The organism is Pseudomonas sp. GQ91 (assembly GCF_059758795.1).
Genome location: NZ_JCAXED010000001.1, coordinates 228864 through 249753, shown reverse-complemented (window position 1 = coordinate 249753; position 20890 = coordinate 228864). Strand labels below are relative to the sequence as shown.

The 20890-nt window shown below is 57.7% G+C and carries 21 protein-coding genes; 11 read left to right on the top strand and 10 right to left on the bottom strand.

The window, feature by feature from the left end; genetic code table 11:
- Window positions 1-113 precede the first annotated feature (113 nt).
- Window positions 114-1058, top strand: a complete 945-nt coding sequence (locus AC6CIA_RS01005) for an alpha/beta fold hydrolase (RefSeq protein WP_498310219.1) — start codon at window positions 114-116, stop codon at window positions 1056-1058.
- A 95-nt stretch (window positions 1059-1153) separates the two neighbouring features.
- Here AC6CIA_RS01005 and AC6CIA_RS01000 read toward each other — a convergent pair whose 3' ends face one another.
- The 3 genes from AC6CIA_RS01000 to AC6CIA_RS00990 all read right to left on the bottom strand — a co-directional run bounded on the left by AC6CIA_RS01000 (window position 1154) and on the right by AC6CIA_RS00990 (window position 4065).
- Entirely contained in the window at window positions 1154-1561 is a 408-nt protein-coding gene (locus AC6CIA_RS01000) for a nuclear transport factor 2 family protein (protein ID WP_339532175.1), read from the bottom strand.
- A gap of 141 nt (window positions 1562-1702) precedes the next feature.
- On the bottom strand, window positions 1703-2653 hold the full coding sequence (locus AC6CIA_RS00995; protein WP_498310218.1) for an alpha-E domain-containing protein: 951 nt from the start codon (window positions 2651-2653) through the stop codon (window positions 1703-1705).
- Between the two features lie 2 nt (window positions 2654-2655).
- Window positions 2656-4065, bottom strand: a complete 1410-nt coding sequence (locus AC6CIA_RS00990; RefSeq protein WP_498310217.1) for a circularly permuted type 2 ATP-grasp protein — start codon at window positions 4063-4065, stop codon at window positions 2656-2658.
- 381 nt (window positions 4066-4446) lie between these two features.
- Between AC6CIA_RS00990 and AC6CIA_RS00985 the strand changes: the two genes are divergently transcribed.
- Window positions 4447-4992, top strand: a complete 546-nt coding sequence (locus AC6CIA_RS00985) for a hypothetical protein (RefSeq protein ID WP_498310216.1) — start codon at window positions 4447-4449, stop codon at window positions 4990-4992.
- Window positions 4993-5091: 99 nt separating this feature from the next.
- Complete coding sequence (locus tag AC6CIA_RS00980) at window positions 5092-5319, top strand: hypothetical protein (RefSeq protein WP_498310215.1); 228 nt, start codon at window positions 5092-5094, stop codon at window positions 5317-5319.
- Window positions 5320-5459: 140 nt separating this feature from the next.
- On the opposite strand, the gene AC6CIA_RS00975 is transcribed toward AC6CIA_RS00980, so the two are convergent.
- A complete protein-coding gene (locus AC6CIA_RS00975) occupies window positions 5460-5900 on the bottom strand; it encodes an Lrp/AsnC family transcriptional regulator (RefSeq protein ID WP_084376673.1) in 441 nt (146 codons plus the stop codon).
- Window positions 5901-6032: 132 nt separating this feature from the next.
- On the opposite strand from AC6CIA_RS00975, the gene AC6CIA_RS00970 reads away from it, so the two are divergent.
- Window positions 6033-6935: a DMT family transporter gene (locus AC6CIA_RS00970; RefSeq protein ID WP_498310214.1), complete on the top strand. Its 903-nt coding sequence runs from the start codon at window positions 6033-6035 to the stop codon at window positions 6933-6935.
- A gap of 146 nt (window positions 6936-7081) precedes the next feature.
- Here the strand turns inward: AC6CIA_RS00970 and AC6CIA_RS00965 are convergent, their stop codons facing one another.
- The 3 genes from AC6CIA_RS00965 to AC6CIA_RS00955 all read right to left on the bottom strand — a co-directional run bounded on the left by AC6CIA_RS00965 (window position 7082) and on the right by AC6CIA_RS00955 (window position 10749).
- Window positions 7082-9082, bottom strand: coding sequence for a peptidase U32 family protein (locus tag AC6CIA_RS00965; protein WP_498310213.1), 2001 nt, complete (start codon window positions 9080-9082; stop codon window positions 7082-7084).
- A gap of 138 nt (window positions 9083-9220) precedes the next feature.
- Window positions 9221-9601, bottom strand: a complete 381-nt coding sequence (locus AC6CIA_RS00960; protein ID WP_084376676.1) for a RidA family protein — start codon at window positions 9599-9601, stop codon at window positions 9221-9223.
- Between the two features lie 53 nt (window positions 9602-9654).
- Window positions 9655-10749, bottom strand: a complete 1095-nt coding sequence (locus AC6CIA_RS00955; protein ID WP_498310212.1) for a mechanosensitive ion channel family protein — start codon at window positions 10747-10749, stop codon at window positions 9655-9657.
- Between the two features lie 716 nt (window positions 10750-11465).
- Here AC6CIA_RS00955 and AC6CIA_RS00950 point away from each other — a divergent pair.
- From AC6CIA_RS00950 to AC6CIA_RS00930, 5 genes are read left to right on the top strand one after another with little or no spacing between them, the layout of a single operon-like run.
- On the top strand, window positions 11466-12839 hold the full coding sequence (locus tag AC6CIA_RS00950; RefSeq protein WP_498310211.1) for an epoxide hydrolase family protein: 1374 nt from the start codon (window positions 11466-11468) through the stop codon (window positions 12837-12839).
- 56 nt (window positions 12840-12895) lie between these two features.
- On the top strand, window positions 12896-13963 hold the full coding sequence (locus AC6CIA_RS00945) for an alpha/beta fold hydrolase (protein WP_498310210.1): 1068 nt from the start codon (window positions 12896-12898) through the stop codon (window positions 13961-13963).
- A 28-nt stretch (window positions 13964-13991) separates the two neighbouring features.
- Entirely contained in the window at window positions 13992-14501 is a 510-nt protein-coding gene (locus AC6CIA_RS00940; protein WP_498310209.1) for a cytochrome P460 family protein, read from the top strand.
- A gap of 24 nt (window positions 14502-14525) precedes the next feature.
- The gene (locus tag AC6CIA_RS00935) at window positions 14526-15302 is read left to right on the top strand and encodes an alpha/beta fold hydrolase (RefSeq protein ID WP_498310208.1); all 777 of its coding nucleotides are present in this window, start codon (window positions 14526-14528) and stop codon (window positions 15300-15302) included.
- A 58-nt stretch (window positions 15303-15360) separates the two neighbouring features.
- The gene (locus AC6CIA_RS00930; RefSeq protein ID WP_498310207.1) at window positions 15361-16113 is read left to right on the top strand and encodes a 3-oxoacyl-ACP reductase family protein; all 753 of its coding nucleotides are present in this window, start codon (window positions 15361-15363) and stop codon (window positions 16111-16113) included.
- A gap of 291 nt (window positions 16114-16404) precedes the next feature.
- On the opposite strand, the gene AC6CIA_RS00925 is transcribed toward AC6CIA_RS00930, so the two are convergent.
- The 3 genes from AC6CIA_RS00925 to AC6CIA_RS00915 are packed head-to-tail and all read right to left on the bottom strand — an operon-like array spanning window position 16405 to window position 18077.
- Window positions 16405-17619: a cytochrome c biogenesis protein DipZ gene (locus tag AC6CIA_RS00925; protein ID WP_498310206.1), complete on the bottom strand. Its 1215-nt coding sequence runs from the start codon at window positions 17617-17619 to the stop codon at window positions 16405-16407.
- Window positions 17620-17623: 4 nt separating this feature from the next.
- Window positions 17624-17773, bottom strand: coding sequence for a hypothetical protein (locus tag AC6CIA_RS00920; RefSeq protein WP_498310426.1), 150 nt, complete (start codon window positions 17771-17773; stop codon window positions 17624-17626).
- Between the two features lie 40 nt (window positions 17774-17813).
- The gene (locus tag AC6CIA_RS00915) at window positions 17814-18077 is read right to left on the bottom strand and encodes a DUF2790 domain-containing protein (RefSeq protein WP_498310205.1); all 264 of its coding nucleotides are present in this window, start codon (window positions 18075-18077) and stop codon (window positions 17814-17816) included.
- 293 nt (window positions 18078-18370) lie between these two features.
- On the opposite strand from AC6CIA_RS00915, the gene AC6CIA_RS00910 reads away from it, so the two are divergent.
- Window positions 18371-19111: a response regulator gene (locus AC6CIA_RS00910; RefSeq protein WP_498310204.1), complete on the top strand. Its 741-nt coding sequence runs from the start codon at window positions 18371-18373 to the stop codon at window positions 19109-19111.
- Entirely contained in the window at window positions 19108-20418 is a 1311-nt protein-coding gene (locus tag AC6CIA_RS00905) for a sensor histidine kinase (protein WP_498310203.1), read from the top strand. Before AC6CIA_RS00910 ends, AC6CIA_RS00905 begins: the two co-directional genes overlap by 4 nt.
- The last annotated feature ends 472 nt before the right edge of the window (window positions 20419-20890 follow it).

The following is a 20890-nucleotide window of genomic DNA, read 5'->3' as shown; positions in this document are numbered from 1 at the left end:
TCGGCTAACTGGGGCTGCTTCGCAGCCCAACACGGGCGATGCGGCGTTCCGACAAGCCCGCTCGCCACAAGGAAATAAGTTGTGTAGATGCCTATGCCTCAAGGAGCCGCGTGATGTATACCCCCGAACAACAGACGATCCAGGTCAACGGCATTCAACTGAGCCTGCATATCACAGGTCCCGAGAGCGGTCCGCCTGTCTGGCTGCTCCACGGTTTCCCTGAGTGCTGGCATTCCTGGCGTGAGCAGATACCGGCGCTGGTGGCGGCTGGATACCGGGTATTTGCCCCGCAAATGCGCGGTTACGGGCGCAGCAGCGCACCGGCCGGGATTGCCGACTATGACCTGCTGACCCTGTGCGCGGATATCCAGGCGGGCATGGATTTTTTCGGCCATCGGCAGGTGTCGATGGTCGGCCATGACTGGGGCGCGGTGGTGGCCTGGCACCTGGCATTGCTGGAGCCTGAGCGTGTCGCGGCGCTGGTGACGATGTCAGTCCCGTTTGCCGGTCGCGCACGCAGGCCGGTGATCGAGATCATGCGCGAGCTGTATGCGGATCGGTTCAACTACATCCTGTATTTCCAGGAGCCGGGTGTGGCGGAAGAGGAACTGGACGCTGATGTCGAGCGCACTTTGCGGCTGTTCATGCAGGACCAGGATGTGTTTCTGCAGAAAAAGCCCGCCACGGCCAGGTTGTTCGACGGCGTGGCGCAACCCGCTGCCTTGCCCCATTGGTGCAGTCAGCAAGATCTGCAGATTTACCTGCAGACGTTTGCTGAAGGCTTTCGCGGGCCGTTGAACTGGTACCGTAATTTTGAGCGCAACTGGCAGCGCACCGAGTTCCTCGTCGGCAGAAAAGTCCTGCAACCGACGCTGTTCCTGATCGGTGACCGGGATCCGGTGGGCGTGTTTGAAGCCCATACCCTCAAACGCATGCCCGAGGTGGTGCCGAGGCTGGAACCTCACGTGCTGGCGAATTGTGGGCACTGGATTCAGGTTGAACAGGCGCAGCAGGTCAACGCACTGTTGATCGACTTTCTCATGAGAACACCGTCCTGAACCGTGCCGAGCAAAGCGCACATCTCAACCAGGCAGTTATTTCGGGCCCTTGCAGGAGCGAGCTCGCTCCTGCAAGGGGGCTTGACTGACCGGTATCAGGCCAGGCGTCGGCCCATTTCTTCGCCCAGGGCCTGCAAGCCACTCATTGGGCGGACCATCACTTCGAACTCGATAATTTGCCCTTGTTCGTTGAAGCGAATCAGGTCGATACCCTTGAGCTGCTTGTCGCCCACCCGTGCACTGAACTCCAGCACCACGTTCTGACCATCCGCCGTGGCTAATTCGCGATGATATTTGAAGTCTTCAAACACCGTGAACACAGTGTTGAGGATCCTCGATACCACGGGCGCGCCTGGATAAGGCGTGTGGGCCATGGGCGAACGGAAGACGGCATCCGGGGCCAGCAGTTCGGGCAGGGCTTTCAAGTCGGCGGCGGCCAGCATGGCGTGCCAGCGTTGCAGGGTGTGGGCGGCGTGAGGGCTGAGTTTCGGCGCGTCGGACATGGTCTGTGCCTATTTTTATGAGGGGTGAGCAACGTTAAGAGCAGTACCGAAGCGGGGTCAATGATCGAAACTGACGGTTATATGATCGGGGTGAACACCGGGGGGCATGGTAGAAACCGTCCACAACCCTGTGTCCCCGCCTTAAACCACTTCCAGGTAAGAGCTGTGAATTGCCTGCGCAAGCTCACGCACGGTGTCGATGAACGCGGTCAGCCGGGTATGCAGGCCTTCCTCAAGGATCTCGTCAATCCCGGTATAGCGCAGGCGGGCTTCAAACTCGGCGGCCAGGCGTTGGGCGGTACGCCCGTAGCTGCCGGGAAGGTCGCCCAGGATATGACTCAATTCCTCGATACAGGCGTGCAGCGAGCGTGGCACATCGCTGCGCAACAGCAGCAGTTCTGACACCGAGCGGGCATTCAGCGCATTGGGATACAGCTCGGTATAGGCTTCAAATGAAGACAAGGCGCGGAGCAGGGCGCTCCATTGGTAGTAGCCCCGGGCCGAGAGGTCGCTGACTTCTTCTGATTCTTCGCCGAACATCTCGTAGCGCGCATCCAGCAGGCGCAAGGTGTTGTCAGCCCGTTCGACAAAGGTGCCCAGGCGAATGAAACGATAGGCGTCGTTGCGCATGATGGTGCCCGCGGTAGCACCACGGAACAGGTGTGAACGCTGCTTGACCCAGTCACAGAAGTGGCTGATGCCATGCCGCGCCAGGCCACCGGCGGCAATGCTGCGCATCTCCAGCCAGGTGGCATTGAGGTTTTCCCACATGTCGGCGGTGATGCGTCCACGGACTGCATGGGCATTGCCGCGAGCGGCGCGCAGGCAGTTGTAGATGCTCGCCGGGTTTGCTTCGTCGAGCGCGAAGAAGTGCAACATACGCTCGGCGTCCAGTTGCTGATGGCGCTCCAGATAGCTGTCCAGGGTGCCACTGCTGAGCAGCGACATCGCCAGTTCGTCCAGGCCATCACTGCGTCCGGCCTGGGGCATCAGTGACAGCGAATAACTGACTTCGAGCATTCGGGCGAGGTTTTCCGCGCGTTCCAGGTAGCGCGACATCCAATACAAATCCGCGGCGGTTCTACTCAGCATACTCAGCCCTCCACCACCCAGGTGTCCTTGGTTCCGCCGCCTTGCGACGAGTTGACGATCAACGAACCTTCGCGCAACGCAACCCGGGTCAGTCCGCCGGGGACCAAGCGGGTTTCCTTGCCCGAGAGCACGAACGGCCGCAGATCAATGTGCCGGGGCGCGATGCCGTTTTCGACAAAGGTCGGGCAGGTCGACAGGCTCAAGGTCGGCTGAGCGATGTAGGCGTGGGGACGCGCCTTGATGCGTTGGCGGAAGTCTTCGATTTCGGCGGCAGAGGCCGCCGGGCCCACCAGCATGCCGTAGCCGCCGGAGCCTTGGGTTTCCTTGACCACCAGGTCCGGCAGATGCGCCAGTACGTGCGACAGCTCTTCCGGCTTGCGGCACTGGAAGGTAGGCACGTTGTGCAGCACAGGTTCTTCATCCAGATAGAACCGGATCATCTCCGGCACATAGGGATAGATGGATTTATCGTCGGCCACACCCGTGCCGATGGCATTGGCCAGCACCACGTTGCCGGCGCAATAGGCCGCCACCAGGCCAGGAACGCCGAGCATCGATTCGGGATTGAACACCTTGGGATCGAGGAAAGCGTCGTCGATACGACGATAGATCACGTCCACGGCTTTCGGGCCGTCAGTGGTGCGCATGAATACCTTGAGGTCCTGGACGAACAGGTCGGCGCCTTCCACCAGTTCCACGCCCATTTCCCGGGCCAGGAACGCGTGCTCAAAGAACGCACTGTTAAAGCGCCCCGGTGTCAGCACCACGACATTGGGGTTATCCAGGCGGCTGGCGCTTTTCAGGGTCTTGAGCAGGAGATTGGGGTAGTGGTCCACCGGGGCGATGCGCTGTTTGGCAAACACCTCGGGGAACAGGCGCATCATCATCTTGCGGTCTTCGAGCATATAGCTGACGCCGCTGGGCGTGCGCAGGTTGTCTTCCAGAACGTAGTAAGTGCCATCGCCATCCCGTACGAGATCGACGCCGGAGATGTGGGAATAAATATCGCGGTGCAGGTCCAGCCCAATCATGGATTTCTGATAGCCCTCATTGCCCAGGACCTGATCGGCGGGAACGATCCCGGCCTTGATAATGCGTTGGTCGTGGTAAATGTCGGCCAGAAACATGTTCAGTGCGTTGACCCGCTGGATGCAACCCCGCTCGATGACGCTCCACTCACTGGCGGGGATGCTGCGCGGGATGATGTCAAACGGGATCAGGCGCTCGGTGTCTTGTTCGTCACCGTACAGGGTGAAGGTGATTCCCGCGCGGTGAAACAGTAGATCGGCTTCGCGGCGGCGCTGTGCCAGCAGCTCTGGCGGGGTATTGGCCAGCCAGCGGGAGAAATCCTGATAGTGCGCACGGCAGACGCCATGTGCGTCATTCATTTCATCAAAGAAAGATCGAGCCATTCCAATTACCTTGTCAGTGCCAGGCGAAAACCTGGGGGTGGCACTGCCGCTTTAGAAAACGCATTTTTTATGAGCCCGTGGCGTTTGGCGCCACCAGGCCTGGTCCTTACTTTCTTTTGGAGTCGGCTCTGAGTCAGGGGGTAACAATTGCTCCTGTATTCATCTGTGGCAGGCTGGGCCTTGCAGGATTAAAGCAATGCCTGTGCCTAAACCGCGTTTTGCCGCCTAAATCCCCTCGGCCGCCGCCTGATTCGCCCGGCATGCTCAACGCCGGTGCGCGGGAGTCGCAATGAATGCTCCAGGACGGTGCGCATGATCCACTTGAACTAAGGGCTGCGCCGGCTCTTCTAAGACAAACAAGTACTGCGAGGATCACCGTTTGTGCCTAGGATCATTCACCCGCAAAACCCGGAATCGGCGCTGAGCGACCACGACGAATACAACGCCAGGATATTTGGTTCGCCCAAGGACCGACTGGACTTCTATCGTCGGGAAATCCAATACGAAACCAGTATTCTGGCCAACCGCACCGACGCCTATCTCACGGCGCAATCGTTTCTGGTGATTGCTTTTGTCTCCGGCATGGGCAATCTCAATCCGGAGTGGAGCAAACTCTTCACATTGGTGGTGCCGCTGTTCCTGGCGCTGCTCGGGGTGCTCAGTTCGCTCAACGCCTGGCCGGGTATCCGGGCGGCCTACGACATCATTGATCACTGGCACTTCAAACAAAGCGAGTTGCTGCGCAGCGAGCCGATGATGGGCCTGGCCTACGATGAATCACCGTTGTTCAGCGAAATGGAATCGACCCACAAGGGTTATCGCAAGTCGCTGCTGTTTTCAGTGCGCACGCCTTGGTTGTTCATGGTGTTCTGGATCGTGCTGGGGGCGTTTTCGTTTTATATCCAGGTGGACAACCCCGGTGCGTGACCACTGATCAGCCGCGGACGATTTGACGGAACTTCATCCAGGCCGACAAGACCTTAACCTTACGCATAGACGTATTGATGAACCGGTAAAGAGGTAGAGATGAACGCGACCGACGACCCAGACCCACAAGTCAGCGACAGGAACGATCCGGCCATTGACGGTGGTCGTGAGGATGTCCCAGCGGCCGACACCGGCGCGACCGCCCCCAAGGACCGCAAACCGCCCGCGGACCCGGTCGACAAGGAGAATGAGTTCAGCCCTGACTTCAAGCCGGAACCCGAACCCAAGCCCGAAACAGATGCCGACATCGATACCCAGGGCGGCTAGAGGAGGCGAGCATGCACACTCCGCCAGAAGAGGAACCCATCAATGACCCCGGCAACGAAGATCCGGGTTCGTTGATGGACGACGCCGAGGTACCGCTTACCGCGCCGGAGGATCCCGAGCCTTGAGCCTTCGATTGCAGGTTATTCGGCCAACGGCGGCAACCGGCGCTTGACCGGAGTTTTCTTGACGATCGCGGTGTTGGTTTCGGCGTAGCCATTGAGCCGGTCGAGCAGCGTATCCAGTTGATCCATGGTGCGCACATGCAGCCGTGCGATAAAACAGTCGTCGCCGGTGACCTTGTCGCACTCGGTGAACTCCGGGATCGCCTGGATCTGACGCTCCACTTCCTGCAATTGGCCGGGGAGAGGGCGGATCCGAACAATGGCTTGCAGCAGATAGCCAAAGTGTTTCGGGTCGATATTGACCGTGTAGCCTTTCAACACCCCGCGTTCTTCCAGGCGTCGTAGTCGTTCGCTCACGCTGGGCGAGGACAGCCCGGTGATGCCCGCCAGGGTTTTCAGCGAACGTCGCGAATCTTCCATCAAGGCCGCAATCAGTTGCTGGTCGATAAGATCAATCATGCCTGTCTCCTGAAGTGAATTCGCCTTTTTGCCTAACAAGAAAAGGTCATGAACGACCTTTGCCTTTTTTAGGCGCTGGAGCCTGTGTGACGCAGATTGCCATAATTTAGCTTCATTCGAGGAGCACAAACTATGGACACATCCATGCGTCGCGGAACCTGGGAAATGATTGCCGCCATGCTGATCTCAGGCACGATCGGCTGGTTTGTACTGGTATCAGGCGTGCCGGTAATCGAGGTGGTGTTCTGGCGCTGCGTTATCGGTGCCTTGGCGCTGTTACTGGTGTGCGGGTTGCTGGGGTATTTGCGGGTCGACTTGTTGAGTTATTCGACACTCGGCTGGGCGATGCTCAGTGGCGTGGCCATCGTGGGCAATTGGCTGCTGCTGTTCGCCTCCTATGCCAAGGCGTCCATTGCTATCAGCACCGCGGTCTATAACGTCCAGCCGTTCATGCTGGTGATGCTCGCGGCGCTGTTTCTCGGTGAAAAGATCACCGTGCAGAAGCTCGCCTGGCTGAGCGTGGCTTTTCTGGGGATGCTGGCGATCGTTACGGCCCACGGTAACCAGGCAACCGGCGGCGAGCAATACCTGCTCGGGGTCGCGCTGGCGATGGGCGCGGCCTTTTTGTATGCGATCGCTGCGCTGATTATCAAACGCTTGAAAGCGGTGCCACCGCACCTGATGGCGTTGATCCAGGTGACTACCGGCGCCGTGCTGCTGGCACCACTGGTCTCGTCGCAGAGTTTGTCTGCGCCCTTCGAGGCCTGGGCAGCCTTGTTGACCTTGGGGGTGGTACATACCGGATTGATGTATGTGTTGCTCTACGGTGCGATACAAAAATTACCCACCGCCATGACCGGCGCGCTGTCTTTCATTTATCCGATCGCGGCCATTCTGGTCGACTGGATTGCCTACGGGCATCGTTTGGGCTGGGCACAATGGCTGGGTGTGGCGGCGATTCTACTGGCAGCGGCGGGGTTGCAGCGCGGATGGTGGTGGCGCCTCAAACCCGATGGCCGGACTCAAGGCGTATAACTTCGGATACCGTCCGGCCCAAGTACTAGGTAGATACCGCCTTGACTTTTGCCGAGCAAGCGCAAATCTCGAGCCCTAAATTACCCCGCAGCTGTCGAGCTTGCCCGGCCACCAAGTTCAAGACGGTATCTACGGCAGACTCACGGCTAGTGGGCGCCGCGAGGAATGGTCTTGAGCAAGTCGGCCGGGCTGATGTGACCCACCACTTGCTGTACGCCACTGCCAGGTTGCGGCAGATCGAGGATGTGGCCCTTGATCTTGCCAATCACGTGCATCTCGCAGGGTTTGCAGTCGAACTTGAGGGTGAGGACTTCGTCACCCTGAATCAACTGCATCGGTGCGACCTTGGTACGTACGCCAGTGACGCCTTTCGCCTGTTTCGGGCACAGGTTGAAGGAGAAACGCAGGCAGTGCTTGGTGATCATCACCGGTACTTCGCCGGTTTCCTCGTGGGCCTCGTAGGCCGCATCGATCAGCTTGACCCCATGGCGGTGATAAAAGTCGCGGGCCTTCTGGTTGTAAACGTTGGCCAGGAACGACAGGTGTGACTCCGGATAGACCGGCGGCGGCGTGGTTTCAGCCTTGCGCCCGCCACGAGGATGCGCCTTGACACGCGCGACGCTCAGCGCTTCGATCACGTCGCGGCGCAACGCCTTGAGCTGCGAATTGGGGATGAAATAGGCCTGCGGCGCATCCAGTTCGATCGCGGTGGCGTGATACTGGGTGGTGCCCAGTTGGCCAAGCAGATCGTGCAATTGTTCCAGGGCCTGTTGCGGTTTGTTGGCGATCCCGAACGGGCCGGGCAGGGTGGTGCTGACACTCACGCCCTCTTCACTGGTGGCGCTCAACTCCAGGCCATCCTCCCGCAGACGGGCGAGCCAGGACAGGCCGATCCGACGTTCGGCCGAGGTCTTGAGCAGCGCTTGCTGCCAGTTATGGTCCAGGTTGCGATTCAGCGGATGGCTCGGCTTGAGGTTATACAACCCGCCCGGCATCTCATTGGGTTCGACGCGATAGCGGTAACGTTTTTCGCCGTCCTCTTCGAACTCACCCTTGGCTTCGGCGATGTTCGCGCGAAAGCCGACCACTTCACGCTTGACCAGCACATTCAGGCCATCGCCGTTGGACAGCGGCTCGTGAGTGACGACTTGCATGTCACGCTTGCCGACTTTTTCCACCACGCCGACCGGTAAACCGGTGAACGTCGGCGTATCGAAGGCACCAATGTCGATTTTGCGGTCACTGACAAAGTAATCGGTACTGCCTCGGTGGAAGGTTTTTTCCGGGTCCGGCAGGAAAAAATGCGCGGTGCGGCCGCTGGAAGCACGGGCCAGGTCTGGGCGATCCTCAAGGATTTCGTCCAGGCGCTGACGGTAATAGGCCGTGATGTTCTTGACGTAGCCCATGTCCTTGTAGCGGCCCTCGATCTTGAACGAGCGCACGCCGGCGTCCACCAGGGCGCGCAGGTTGGCGCTCTGGTTGTTGTCTTTCATCGACAGCAAGTGTTTTTCGAACGCGACTACACGACCCTGGTCATCCTTGAGGGTGTAGGGCAGGCGGCAGGCCTGTGAGCAATCGCCACGGTTAGCGCTGCGGCCGTTCTGCGCGTGGGAGATATTGCACTGGCCGGAAAACGCCACGCACAGCGCGCCATGGATGAAAAACTCGATGGCGGCATCGGTTTCATCGGCAATCGCGCGGATTTCCTGCAGGTTCAGCTCGCGGGCCAGCACCAGTTGGGAGAACCCGGCCTGGTCGAGGAACTTGGCCCGGGCCAGGGTGCGGATGTCGGTCTGGGTACTGGCGTGCAACTCGATGGGCGGAATGTCCAGCTCCATCACCCCCAGGTCCTGGACGATCAGCGCATCGACACCCGCGTCGTAGAGCTGGTGGATCAGCTTGCGGGCCGGCTCCAGCTCGTTGTCGTGCAGGATCGTGTTGATGGTGGTGAAGACCCGGGCGTGGTAGCGCCGGGCGAACTCCACCAACTGTGCGATATCGCTGACTTCGTTGCAGGCGTTGTGGCGCGCACCAAAGCTCGGGCCACCGATGTACACGGCATCGGCGCCATGAAGAATAGCCTCGCGCGCGATGGCGACATCGCGGGCAGGGCTGAGCAATTCCAGATGATGCTTGGGCAAGGACATAGTTTTTTTAGTCAGGCTTGTCACGGTCGAGGCGCGCATTGTAGCCGTGAATGGCTTGACCGGCACCCGCTGGATGCCCAATGGCCGTCCAAGACCCGCAGCCCGCCTGAAAAAACCGCTGAGCTTATCCCTTCAAGCTCATCCCTTGGCCGCCATCGCCGTGACTTCGACGCGCATGCCCTCGACCGCCAGCGCCGCCACGCCAACGGCCGCGCGTACGGGCCAGGGTTTGGCGAAGAAGCGTTTGTAGACTTCGTTAAAAGCCGCGCGGTCGGCCATGTCGGTCAGATAAATGGTCAGGTGCATCACCCGGTCCAGGGAGCTGCCGGCGCGTTCAAGGGCAACTTTGAGGGCCTGCAGGGTGCATTCGCTTTGCAGGGTGATATCACCCAGTTCCAGGCTGCCATCGGCCCGCGTGGGGATCTGCGTGGAGACAAGAATGCCGTTGAAGCCGATGACGTCGGAAGAAATGGAATCCGGGTCAAGGTCCGGGGTGAAGCTGAGGTCTTGATTGGCCATGAGGGTCTACTGAGTTGGTTGAAGGGGAGAATCGTACAACCTTTCATCACCGGTTAACGATTTTCGGCTGAGGCCACGGAGCGGGGCGCAACGTAAACGGTGCGCGAGGGGAACGCAAAGCTGACGCCCAATTCGTTGAAGGCATCGATTATCTGCAGGTTGATCTCCTGCTGGACGTCCATATAGATGTTGTAGCTGGGGTCGAGCACGATATAAACGGTTTCGAACTCCAGGGCGCTGTCACCAAAACTGCGGAAATGGCATCGATCAAACCGGGCCATTTTCTGCTGCCGGATGATCTGCTCAATCCGTTGCGCAACGTCCTTTATCTGTTGGGGCGTACACGCGTAGGTCAACCGAATCTCGAACACGATCCGGCGCTCTTGTAGGCGCTTATAGTTTTGTATGGTGCTGCCGATCATGTCGGCGTTGGCCATGACGATCTGTTCGCCGCCCAGGCTGCGTATCCTGGTGGTTTTCAAGCCGACATGCTCTACGGTGCCGGAGAGTGAGCCGACCACAATGAAGTCGCCCACTTCAAAGGGTTTGTCCACTGCGATCGACAGCGACGCGAAGACGTCGCCCAAAATGTTTTGCACGGCCAGGGCAATCGCGATGCCGCCGACGCCAAGACTGGCGACAAAAGCGGTGATGTTCACGCCAACATTCGACAGCATGGCCAGCACCACTACGACCCACAGGAATACTTTCGCGCCCCATAGGCTCAGCGTTGCCAGGGCGCTTCCCTGGTAGGTTTCAGGGGTGCTGTGCCGGCGAAAATAGCGAGACAGAGCCAGTGCCAGAGCCCGGTTTGCCCACAACCCGACCTGCAAGGCCGCCACCACGAACCACAGGCTGCTGACGCGTCCCAACCAGCGTTCGGGCAGGTCCAGCACGCCAACACCAATCAGTATCGAGGCCAGCAGCAGAAGCGTATTGCTGGTGCCTGAAAGGACCTCGACCGCGATATGACTGATAGGGGCTTTGGGTAACGCTGAGGTTTTTCGAAGCTTCTTCAGAAAGAAACTAATCGCAGCCCTGGCCAGAATGAAGCTGAGCGTTGCCGCTGAAGCCGCGAATATCCAGTTGGCTAGCGATATCCCCAAAAACTCATGAACGACGAAAAAATTCAAAAACTCCTGAAACATATGACCCTCAGTTTAATCCGCGAGATGACCCCCTTAGCGTGGATACCTCTCGCAAGGTGAAGAGAGAGTGAGGTGCGACGTGACGCACGCGGTGCGGGTAGCGATAAGCAACCCGTCAGGGTTAGAGGAGGTAATGAACAGCACGTTCACTTGAATAGCGTGCTCAATCATCGCCGGCTGTTGAGTGGCGGTGTGGGTCAGCCGGAGAAAAGCGCTGACCCTCTGTCACCGAGTCTTGAGGATGCGCTCGAGTTCAGTGGGTATGTCGGCTCTCGTTTTTCGGCCGGCGTCTCTCTATGAGCACGCGCCTTTTAGGACGTGTCAGATCACTACAGTCCCATCGATCGGGCAGGGCAAGGCGCTCAGGCCCGACTCATACCTGGCACGTTCTCAGAACTTTGTAAGCCAGTGTATCCAGCCCCGCTCGGGCTACACAAACATTCAATCAACCTTGTCGGCGACACATGGCAGATACAAGCCTTGAGCAGTATCACTGCAGCCCTGTGTGTTCTGCAGGGTGCGTAAACAGCAGTTTTCTCTTGCCAGTAATACCTGGGTATTGACCGACACCATCGTGTAATCGCCGGTGCAAACGTCACATGGCTTGATCATGGGTGTCGCCAGATAGCTGTACCCGAGTATTCACCGTGACCGTCAGTGGCCCGCTCGATAACAACCGTCGCGCATGCCAGCCATCTTTATCAAGGAGATACACCATGCTTGCAGTTTTGTCCGCCACGACGTGGCAACGCTGGCTGGCTTCAACAGCCAAGATTAGTGCAGTCAGTTGTGTATTGCTGGGAGGCAGCAGTGGAGCATGGGCGGCAACCAGTGTCGCTGATGGCCAGGCGGTTCGAGCCCAAGACACCAGCTCGCAGGCAATACGTCCGTATCAAGTGCATGTTGATGAAGCACAACTGATTGATCTGCGCCAGCGACTGGCGGCGACTCGCTGGCCAGACAAGGAAACCGTCAGTGACCCTTCACAAGGGGTGCAATTGAAGTCGATTCAGGCATTGGTCGAGTATTGGGGCAAGGATTATGACTGGCGTAAGGCAGAGGCAAAGCTAAATGCGCTGCCGGAATTTGTCACCACCATCGACGGTGTCGACATCCAGTTCATCCATGTTCGCTCTCCCAACCCCAATGCCATGCCCTTGATCCTCACTCACGGCTGGCCAGGGTCGCAGTTTGAGTTTCTCAAGACGATTGGCCCGCTTACCAACCCCATAGCATTCGGCGGCCGTGCCGAAGATTCCTTTGACCTGGTGATTCCATCGATTCCCGGCCACGGCTTCTCTGGTAAACCGACAGCGCTGGGCTGGGGCCCTGAGCGTGTTGCCAAGGCCTGGGATGTCTTGATGAAACGCCTGGGCTACGACCATTACGTGTCACAGGGCGGGGATCATGGCTCGGTGATTTCCGATGCCCTTGGTCGTCTGGCACCTCCAGGCTTGCTGGGCATCCATCTGAACATGCCAGCCAGTGTGCCGCCGGAGTTGGTGGCGTCGATCAATAGCGCAAAACCCGCGCCTGCCGGGCTTACAGCATCGGAACATGCTGCATATGACGCACTGAGCACCTTCTTTGCGCGCAATGCAGCATACGGCGCAATGATGGTGACTCGGCCTCAAACGATTGGCTATCTACTGGCCGACTCACCCGCTGGAACCGCTGCTTGGATGTACGAGAAGTTCGCCGCCTGGACAGACAGCGACGGCAAGCCAGAGCGCGTATTGACTCGCGATGAAATGCTCGACGACATCAGCCTCTACTGGCTAACCAATTCGGGGGCGTCCTCTTCGCGCTTCTATTGGGAAAATAACAACAACAACTTCAGCGCAGCCGCGCAACGGACCTCAGAGATCAAGGTCCCGGTGGCAATCACGGTGTTTCCACACGAAATTTACCGCGCACCAAAAAGCTGGGCGCAACGTGCCTATCCGACGCTTACCTATTTCAGTGAAGTCAGCAAAGGTGGCCACTTTGCCGCCTGGGAGCAGCCGCAGTTGTTCTCTGAAGAGCTTCGTAATGCGTTCCGACCGTTGCGCGCGGCTGCAAATACCGCCAGCCACAAGACCAGCCAATAGAGCGTCCGCGACGACCGGTAATAACCACAACTCAACCTACACATTGGAGAATCGCCATGAAGATGACGTTGCTCAGTCAGCAAGCCAAACCTCATCGTCGCTTACGCGCACCGTCGCTGCTGGCTCTGGCCCTGTTGCAGTTCGGTGCTTTGACCCTTGGCGCGAGCCAGGCGCTCGCCGCAACGCCCGCGACCACTGTCGGCCCGATCACGGCGGGCAGCCACACGTCCCTGGGTGAACTCAAGCATATCAAGGCCGGTCTGCTGGACGTTTCCTATGCCGAACTCGGTCCAGCCGACGGCCCTGTGGTGATATTGCTGCACGGCTGGCCATACGATATTCATAGCTATGCCGATGTGGCTCCAGCACTGGCAGAGAAGGGCTACCGGGTGTTGATCCCTGAGGCTCGTGGTTATGGCAAGACCCGCTTCCTGTCCGACAAGACTCTGCGCAATGGTCAACCTGCTGCGCTTGCCACTGATGTAATTGATTTCATGAATGCGCTGAAGGTTAAACGCGCCGTGCTTGGTGGCTATGACTGGGGCGCACGCACCGCTGATATTGTCGCTGCACTGTGGCCTGAGCGGGTCAAGGCGCTGGTTGCTGTGAGTGGTTATCTCATTGGCAGTCAAGAAGCAGGTAAAGCGCCGTTACCGCCTGCTGCCGAATTGCAGTGGTGGTATCAGTTCTATTTTGCGACTGAGCGTGGCCGTGCCGGCTATGAAAAAAACACCCATGACTTCGCCAAGCTGATCTGGAAATTAGCCTCGCCCAAATGGGCGTTCGACGATGCCACCTTTGATCGCAGTGCTGCGGCTCTGGAGAATCCAGACCATGTGGCCATCACGATTTTCAACTACCGCTGGCGCCAAGGGTTGATCGAGGGCGAAGCCAAGTATGACCCCCTCGAGAAGAAGCTGGCGACTTTTCCTTCGATATCGGTGCCGACCATCACCATGGAGGGTGACGCCAATGGCGCGCCACATCCACCCGCCGAAGCCTATGCCAAGCGCTACACAGGCAAATATGAATACCGCCTGATTGGAGGGGGTGTCGGCCACAATCTGCCGCAAGAAGCACCGCAAGCCTTCGCTCAAGCGGTGATAGACGCTGATCATCTTTGATCAGGCGAATTGCGCACAGGAGGTAAACATGACGCTTAAGCATCTGGCAATTTTGCTCTTTGGAGCAACAACCGCCGCACTTAGCCTGACCGGGTTTGCAGAGGGGCAGCCGGCGAATAGTCAGGCATCACCCATTTACGGTGTGACGCTCCCTGAGGGCTACCGCAAATGGCCCCTGATTGCACCTGCCCAGGAAGCCGCACCCCTTAATGAGCTGCGTGCGGTGCTCGGCAATGAGCCGGCAATCAAGGCTTATGAGGCCAACAAGCTGCCGTTTCCCGACGGCACTGTGTTGGTCAAGTTGGCCTGGAAACACGTCCAGTCCCCCGAGTTCGAACCCGCCTCGATTCCCGGTGCTGCCACCACCGTTCAAGTGATGGTCAAGGACGCAAAGAAGTATGCGTCCAGCGGAGGATGGGGCTTTGGTCGGTTTATAAACGGTCAGCCAACTGACGAGGCGCAGCACAAGACTTGCTTTGCCTGCCATCAGGCATTGGTACGCGATCACGATTTTGTGTTCACCCGTTTCGCTCCCTAATTCCACTCTCGAAAGGAACTTCAAATGAAAAAATCATCTGTTGCGCTGGCCCTTGCTGCCAGCTTGGTGTTGTCGGCCAGTGCATTTGCTCAAACCGGCAAGCCAACTGTGGTGCTGGTACATGGCGCATTCGCCGATTCATCCAGTTGGAACGGCGTGGTGAAAATTCTCGAGAAAGACGGTTACCCGGTCATTGCCGCGGCTAACCCTTTGCGCAGTGTGAAAAGTGACGGTGCGTCGGTCTCGGCGCTACTGACGAGCATCAAGTCGCCGGTGGTTTTGGTGGGGCATTCCTATGGTGGCAACGTCATCACTGAAGCGGCCAACGACCACGCGAATGTAAAGGCGCTGGTTTATGTCAGTGCATTTGCTCCAGACAAAGGTGAGAGCGCAGCTGAGCTGGCCGGTAAGTTTCCGGGCAGCACGCTTGGGCCAACACTGGCGGAACCTGTTGCGCTGGCAAATGGCGGTAAGGATTTGTACATCAAGCAGGCCAAGTTTCGTGATCAGTTCGCCGCTGATGTGCCCGCCGCGCAGGTCGCATTGATGGCAGCGGAGCAACGGCCCGTCACTGATGCGGCGCTTAACGAAGAGACTGCTGAAGCTGCCTGGAAGCATATTCCGTCTTGGTTTATTTACGGTGACAAGGACAAGAACATCCCTGCGCAAACCATGGATTTTATGGCCAAGCGCGCCAAGGCCAAAGCTGAAATCGTGGTCAAGGGTGCCTCCCATGTGGTGATGGTTTCCAACCCGGGCCCGGTCGCTCGTCTGATTGAAACGGCCGCTCAAGCCAAGTGATTTTCACTGCCTGGGTAACGGGCTTAGTCAAGACGCAAATCAACTGAGGATTTAAGTTATGTCCATTCCTGAACAACGGTTTACCGGTAAAGTTGCCTTGGTCACCGGCGGCTCTCGTGGCATTGGCGCCGCCATTGTCCGCCGCCTGGCCAAGGAAGACGCAGCCGTAGCCTTTACCTATTCTGCCTCCGACGCAAAAGCCGAGGCGCTTGCCAGCAGCATTCAGTCAGAGGGTGGCAGGGCACTGGCGATCAAGGCGGATAGCCGCTTTGCTGCCGATATAGAACGCGCCGTTGCCGTCACCATAGAGCAGTTTGGTGGCTTGAATATCCTGGTTAACAATGCCGGTATTCTCGGGCTTGGATCGGTCGACGACTTCAGTGTCGAGCAGTTTGACGACATGTACGCGATCAATGTGCGGGCCGCTTATATCGTCGCCCAGGTGGGCTCGAAGGTGATGAATCGTGGTGATCGGATCATCATGATCGGCAGTGTCGCGGGCGAGCGCTCCGGCTTCCCCGGCTCGAGCGCATATTCAATGAGCAAGGCTGCTCTGATTGGTCTGGTTCGTGGGCTTGCTCTGGATTTCGCGCCTCGCGGCATCACCGTCAACAATATTCAACCGGGTCCAACGGCCACCGATATGAACCCGCCTGATGCGCCACATCTGGACAAGGCTGTTGGCCTAGTACCATTGGGGCGCCTCGGCACACCAGATGAGATTGCGGGCATGGCGATTTATCTTGCCAGTGATGACGCATCGTTTGTGACCGGTGCGAGCCTGACTGTCGATGGCGGCTATCTGGCTTGAATCCTGAGGTTCGCCAAGCGCGGGCGTCGGGTATTGGCGCGCGCAATACGAGCTAACCGTTACTGTAGGAGCGAGCTTGCTCGCGAAAAACGTCAACGATAACGCGTGTTTCCTGAGTAAACGCGGCGCTTATGAGTTTTTCGCGAGCAAGCTCGCTCCTACAAAAACCTTATTACCGGCTTAGCCGGGCGTTGTTGTGCTAACCGGGGACTGCAACATTGGGCGCAAAGCAAGCGCTCAATGTGGCAGCTTTGGTTTGCATCCTGATGGGTTAGCAGGACTTTTTCAGAATCAGGCCGCAGGTGTTGCCTTAGCCTCCTTGAGCAATTGCTGGATTATTTTTTCCTGGGCCTCATAGCCGCCTTCACCGAAATGGCTGTAACGCACCTGACCTTTGGCATCGATGAGGTAATGCGCCGGCCAGTACTGGTTATCAAAGTTGCGCCAAATGGCATAGTTGTTGTCGATGGCGACCGGGTAGGTAATGCCGTACTCTTTGACTTTGGCCTTGACGTTATCAATGATGCGCTCGAAGCCGTATTCCGGGGTGTGCACGCCAATGACCAGCAGCCCGTCCTTGCTGTATTTCTGTGCCCAGTCCTTCACATAGGGCAAGGTGTGACGGCAGTTGATGCAGTCAAAAGTCCAGAAGTCCACCAGCACCACTTTGCCTTTTAATTGATCCTTGCTCAGTGGCGGTGAATTGAGCCATTGCACCGCGCCATCCAGTGATGGCATGGCACGCTTGGATTGATCACTGAGACCATCTGCCCTGACTTTGCTCACCAGGTAATCGACAATCCTTGGCACTTTCTGCAGCACACTGGTTTCGACTTTTCCTATTCCTGCTGAAGAGGTTCCCGCCAACAGGCTGTCATCGGCTCCCGTAGCGATCGCCGCGGCGCTGGCCAGTACCACGACGCCGACGCCTCTGCGCAACCAGGCGGTAACCGGAATCGAGGGTTTGAGGCGATTGATCAAGCTACGCCCGGCGAAAATCAAGATACCGAGAGAAAAGGCGCTGCCCACACCATAAGCCAGCAGCAACAAGCTGGTGTTTGCGTTGGCACCTTGCAGCATGGCGCTGCTGAGTATCACCCCGAGTATCGGCCCGGCGCAGGGTGCCCAAAGCAGGCCCGTGGCGACGCCGAGCATGATTGACGGCAGCGGGCCGGATATTTGCCGAGTCGCCGGGTCGAGACGGTTACCCAATCGTACGAATGGTCGCGTCAGCCACTCACCGATCCGCGAGGAAATCAGCGAAATGGCGAACAGCGCCATCACTCCAAGTGCGACATAGCGTCCGCTATTGCTGGCCTGAATTACCCAGGCACTGCTGACCACGGCCAGGCTGGAGATCAGGGCAAATGTAAGCGCCATGCCAGCGAGGCTTAACAGGATTGAAGCACGCGTGCGGTCGGCCCCGGCAAACAGGAAGGGTACGACAGGCAGGATGCACGGACTCAGGACGGTCAATATGCCGCCCAGGAAAGCGATAAGGATCATGGGGTCACCTTGAAGTTGATTGCTTGATGACAGGCGTCAATTGAAAGCAGCTGGCGCTGCCGCACACATTTTGCTCGACAGCGGCGTTGGCATGGCTCGCAACACCTGCCACGGCAAAGGCAATGACGGATAAACAACGGCTTAACTTGTTCATGCGTTTGTCCTGTTTCAACTTAAATGAAGGGTCGCACCACTCAGCTTTCCGAACTGCAGTTATCGGCAACCTTGAGGTAGTCCAGAACATGGGTTTTGTTGTGCGAGTCGAGGTAGGTCATCTGGGCATTGACGGTGCCGCACTGCGGTGCGCTGTCTTCGGTCAGCGATAGCACTTTGTGAATGTCCAGGTGAGTGCCGTAGGTGTAGGTTTGCGGCGTGATGTTGCTCTCTGCGTGCGCAGACAGCGTGCAGATGTTCAGGGCTGCAAACAGGCAGGCGGTAACGATGGCTTTAGGGTTCATGACGGCTCCTTAAATCAATAGTTGATTAGCTCGGGGCGCTGGGCTTGGCCTCGATGGAGCCTATTTAAAATGCTGGATTTATCGCTTATGTGTCGCAAAACAGCACGGATAACTCTTTAGGTATCTCAGCCCAGGCTCGATACACAGCGATACAAGGTGCTGAGAAATATAGCGTCTGGCTTCTGGGTGTATCCAGCACGAGACTAGATACACTGCAATACAAAGGGGTAAATGCGGGCGCGCCAATGACCCGATAAACTGAGCGACATCCCCACACTCCTGAGGCAAGCGCAATGGAACACGTCGATCACATCCTTATCGTTGACGATGATCGCGAGATTCGTGAGCTGGTGGGCAATTACTTGAAGAAAAACGGCCTGCGTACCACTGTTGTGGGGGAGGGGCGGCAGATGAGGGCCTTTCTGGAGACCACCAAAGTGGATTTGATCGTGCTCGATATCATGATGCCGGGAGATGATGGCCTGATGCTCTGCCGGGAGCTGCGTGCCGGCAAGCATAAAGCCACGCCAGTGTTGATGCTGACCGCGCGCAATGATGAAACCGATCGCATCATCGGCTTGGAAATGGGCGCCGATGATTACCTGGTCAAACCCTTCGCCGCGCGTGAATTGCTGGCACGTATCAATGCCGTATTACGCCGCACGCGTATGTTGCCACCGAACCTGATCATCACCGAGAGTGGTCGCTTGCTCGGGTTTGGGCGCTGGCGCCTGGACACCTCAGCCAGGCACCTGCTCGATGAGGACGGCACCATGGTTGCCTTGAGCGGCGCTGAATACCGGCTGCTGCGGGTATTTGTGGATCACCCACAGCGGGTACTGAGTCGCGATCAGTTGCTCAACCTGACCCAGGGCCGAGATGCCGACCTGTTCGACCGCTCCATCGATTTACTGGTCAGCCGGCTGCGCCAGCGCCTTTTGGACGATGCTCGCGAACCGGCCTATATCAAAACCGTGCGCAGCGAGGGCTATGTGTTTTCCCTGCCAGTGGAAATATTGGGTGACTCAGTATGAGCTACACCCTGCACTGGCCCCGTACCCTGGCTTCGCGATTGTCGCTGATATTTATTGTCGGCTTGCTGCTCGCCCATGCGTTGTCATTCGGTGCTCAGTATTACGAGCGCTACCAATCGGCCAAAGACACCATGCTCGGCAATCTGCAAACCGACGTCTCAACCTCCGTTGCCATTCTTGATCGCCTGCCCGCGAGCGAGCGGGCCAGTTGGCTGAGACAGCTTGAACGGCGAAACTACAAATACCTGCTTGATGAGGGAACCGCAGGCGTTCCAATAGATGTGAGCATGGCTGATACACCCATCGCCATTGCTTCAATCAAGGAAGCTATTGGTGGTGATTACCCGCTGAGCTTTAGCGACATTCCAGGGCCGGTGAAGCATTTTCAAGCGCACCTCAAACTGGCCGATGGCAGCCCCTTGACCATTGACGTTCGACCCGCAATGGTGCCGTTGTCACCCTGGTTGCCAGCGGTGCTGTTGGGACAGTTGGCATTGACGCTTGTATGCACCTTGCTGGCCGTGCGAGTGGCTATTGGCCCGCTTACGCGCTTGGCCAACGCCGTCGGCAACCTTGATCCCAATACCCACCCGGTATTGCTGAATGAAGAAGGGCCGACCGAAGTCGCCCATGCGGCCAAAGCGTTCAATTCGATGCAGGCCCGCATTAGCGCCTACCTCAAAGAGCGCATGCATTTGCTGGCCGCTATTTCTCATGATCTGCAAACACCTATTACCCGCATGAAATTGCGCGCCGAGTTCATGCCTGACTCCAGCGAAAGAGAAAAACTCTGCAATGACTTAGGCGAAATGGAGCATTTGGTGCGTGAAGGGGTGGCTTATGCCCGAAGCATTCACGGTGCTACCGAAGAAAATCGACGCATTGATCTCGATTCATTTCTCGACAGCCTGGTGTTCGATTATCAAGACATGGGCAAGCGCGTTGAACTCAGCGGAAAGTGTGCAGTGGTGATCAATACCCGTCCCCATGCCTTGCGGCGGGTCGTGGTTAATCTGATCGACAACGCCTTGAAATTTGCCGGCGCCGCCGAGCTATGGGTAGGGCAAGATGCACGTGGTGGGTTGTCAATAAAAGTCATGGATCGCGGTCCGGGCATCTCTGAAGAAGAGTTAGAGCGAGTAATGCAGCCTTTCTACCGGGTAGAGAATTCGCGCAATCGCAGTACCGGTGGTACTGGCCTGGGGTTAGCGATCGCCCAGCAATTGGCGATCGCACTGGGTGGTCGGCTGATTCTAAGTAATCGCGAGGGCGGTGGTTTGTGTGTCGAGTTGAAACTCACTGCCTGAGGAGGTTTCGTGCCCGAGCACTTGTGCGATCGCCGTTTGAGCAGGGCCCAAGAGTGGAGTATCCGAGCCATTTCTTAATGAAGTCGCATGGCGTGCGAACCTTATTAGCTTATTCGGGCTGGAACCTGGGTTTGGCGCAGGGCTTCGGTGGCATGTTTCTGGCTTTTGATCATTGCCGTCATGTACCCCCAGTGCATCGCTGTACTAGAGGAGGAGGGTGAAGCGTGATCTTGGCCGACTGATTTAGTCACCGCGATCCAAGGCAATCCTCCATGCCGCGCGCGAAGCTGGCATGTTGAGACTATGCTCATCGCTATTGCGGGCAATATGTGGGTTTCAATTGTCGGCCGCCAGGAAAGGAGTCTGTATGTGTTTTGTTTTTCATGCCCGGTTCTATTATTGGAAGGCTCGGATGAGCAGTCTGACTAGTGTTTCAACACGGTTAGCGACCAGCGCGCGGCATATCTCTTGA

Bases quoted from the DNA above. Each gene is read 5' to 3' on its own strand.
- AC6CIA_RS01005 (WP_498310219.1), top strand. From the start codon at position 114: ATGTATACCCCCGAACAACAGACGATCCAGGTCAACGGCATTCAACTG.
- AC6CIA_RS01000 (WP_339532175.1), bottom strand. From the start codon at position 1,561: ATGTCCGACGCGCCGAAACTCAGCCCTCACGCCGCCCACACCCTGCAA.
- AC6CIA_RS00995 (WP_498310218.1), bottom strand. From the start codon at position 2,653: ATGCTGAGTAGAACCGCCGCGGATTTGTATTGGATGTCGCGCTACCTG.
- AC6CIA_RS00990 (WP_498310217.1), bottom strand. From the start codon at position 4,065: ATGGCTCGATCTTTCTTTGATGAAATGAATGACGCACATGGCGTCTGC.
- AC6CIA_RS00980 (WP_498310215.1), top strand. From the start codon at position 5,092: ATGAACGCGACCGACGACCCAGACCCACAAGTCAGCGACAGGAACGAT.
- AC6CIA_RS00975 (WP_084376673.1), bottom strand. From the start codon at position 5,900: ATGATTGATCTTATCGACCAGCAACTGATTGCGGCCTTGATGGAAGAT.
- AC6CIA_RS00970 (WP_498310214.1), top strand. From the start codon at position 6,033: ATGGACACATCCATGCGTCGCGGAACCTGGGAAATGATTGCCGCCATG.
- AC6CIA_RS00965 (WP_498310213.1), bottom strand. From the start codon at position 9,082: ATGTCCTTGCCCAAGCATCATCTGGAATTGCTCAGCCCTGCCCGCGAT.
- AC6CIA_RS00960 (WP_084376676.1), bottom strand. From the start codon at position 9,601: ATGGCCAATCAAGACCTCAGCTTCACCCCGGACCTTGACCCGGATTCC.
- AC6CIA_RS00955 (WP_498310212.1), bottom strand. From the start codon at position 10,749: ATGTTTCAGGAGTTTTTGAATTTTTTCGTCGTTCATGAGTTTTTGGGG.
- AC6CIA_RS00950 (WP_498310211.1), top strand. From the start codon at position 11,466: ATGCTTGCAGTTTTGTCCGCCACGACGTGGCAACGCTGGCTGGCTTCA.
- AC6CIA_RS00945 (WP_498310210.1), top strand. From the start codon at position 12,896: ATGAAGATGACGTTGCTCAGTCAGCAAGCCAAACCTCATCGTCGCTTA.
- AC6CIA_RS00940 (WP_498310209.1), top strand. From the start codon at position 13,992: ATGACGCTTAAGCATCTGGCAATTTTGCTCTTTGGAGCAACAACCGCC.
- AC6CIA_RS00935 (WP_498310208.1), top strand. From the start codon at position 14,526: ATGAAAAAATCATCTGTTGCGCTGGCCCTTGCTGCCAGCTTGGTGTTG.
- AC6CIA_RS00930 (WP_498310207.1), top strand. From the start codon at position 15,361: ATGTCCATTCCTGAACAACGGTTTACCGGTAAAGTTGCCTTGGTCACC.
- AC6CIA_RS00925 (WP_498310206.1), bottom strand. From the start codon at position 17,619: ATGATCCTTATCGCTTTCCTGGGCGGCATATTGACCGTCCTGAGTCCG.
- AC6CIA_RS00920 (WP_498310426.1), bottom strand. From the start codon at position 17,773: ATGAACAAGTTAAGCCGTTGTTTATCCGTCATTGCCTTTGCCGTGGCA.
- AC6CIA_RS00915 (WP_498310205.1), bottom strand. From the start codon at position 18,077: ATGAACCCTAAAGCCATCGTTACCGCCTGCCTGTTTGCAGCCCTGAAC.
- AC6CIA_RS00910 (WP_498310204.1), top strand. From the start codon at position 18,371: ATGGAACACGTCGATCACATCCTTATCGTTGACGATGATCGCGAGATT.
- AC6CIA_RS00905 (WP_498310203.1), top strand. From the start codon at position 19,108: ATGAGCTACACCCTGCACTGGCCCCGTACCCTGGCTTCGCGATTGTCG.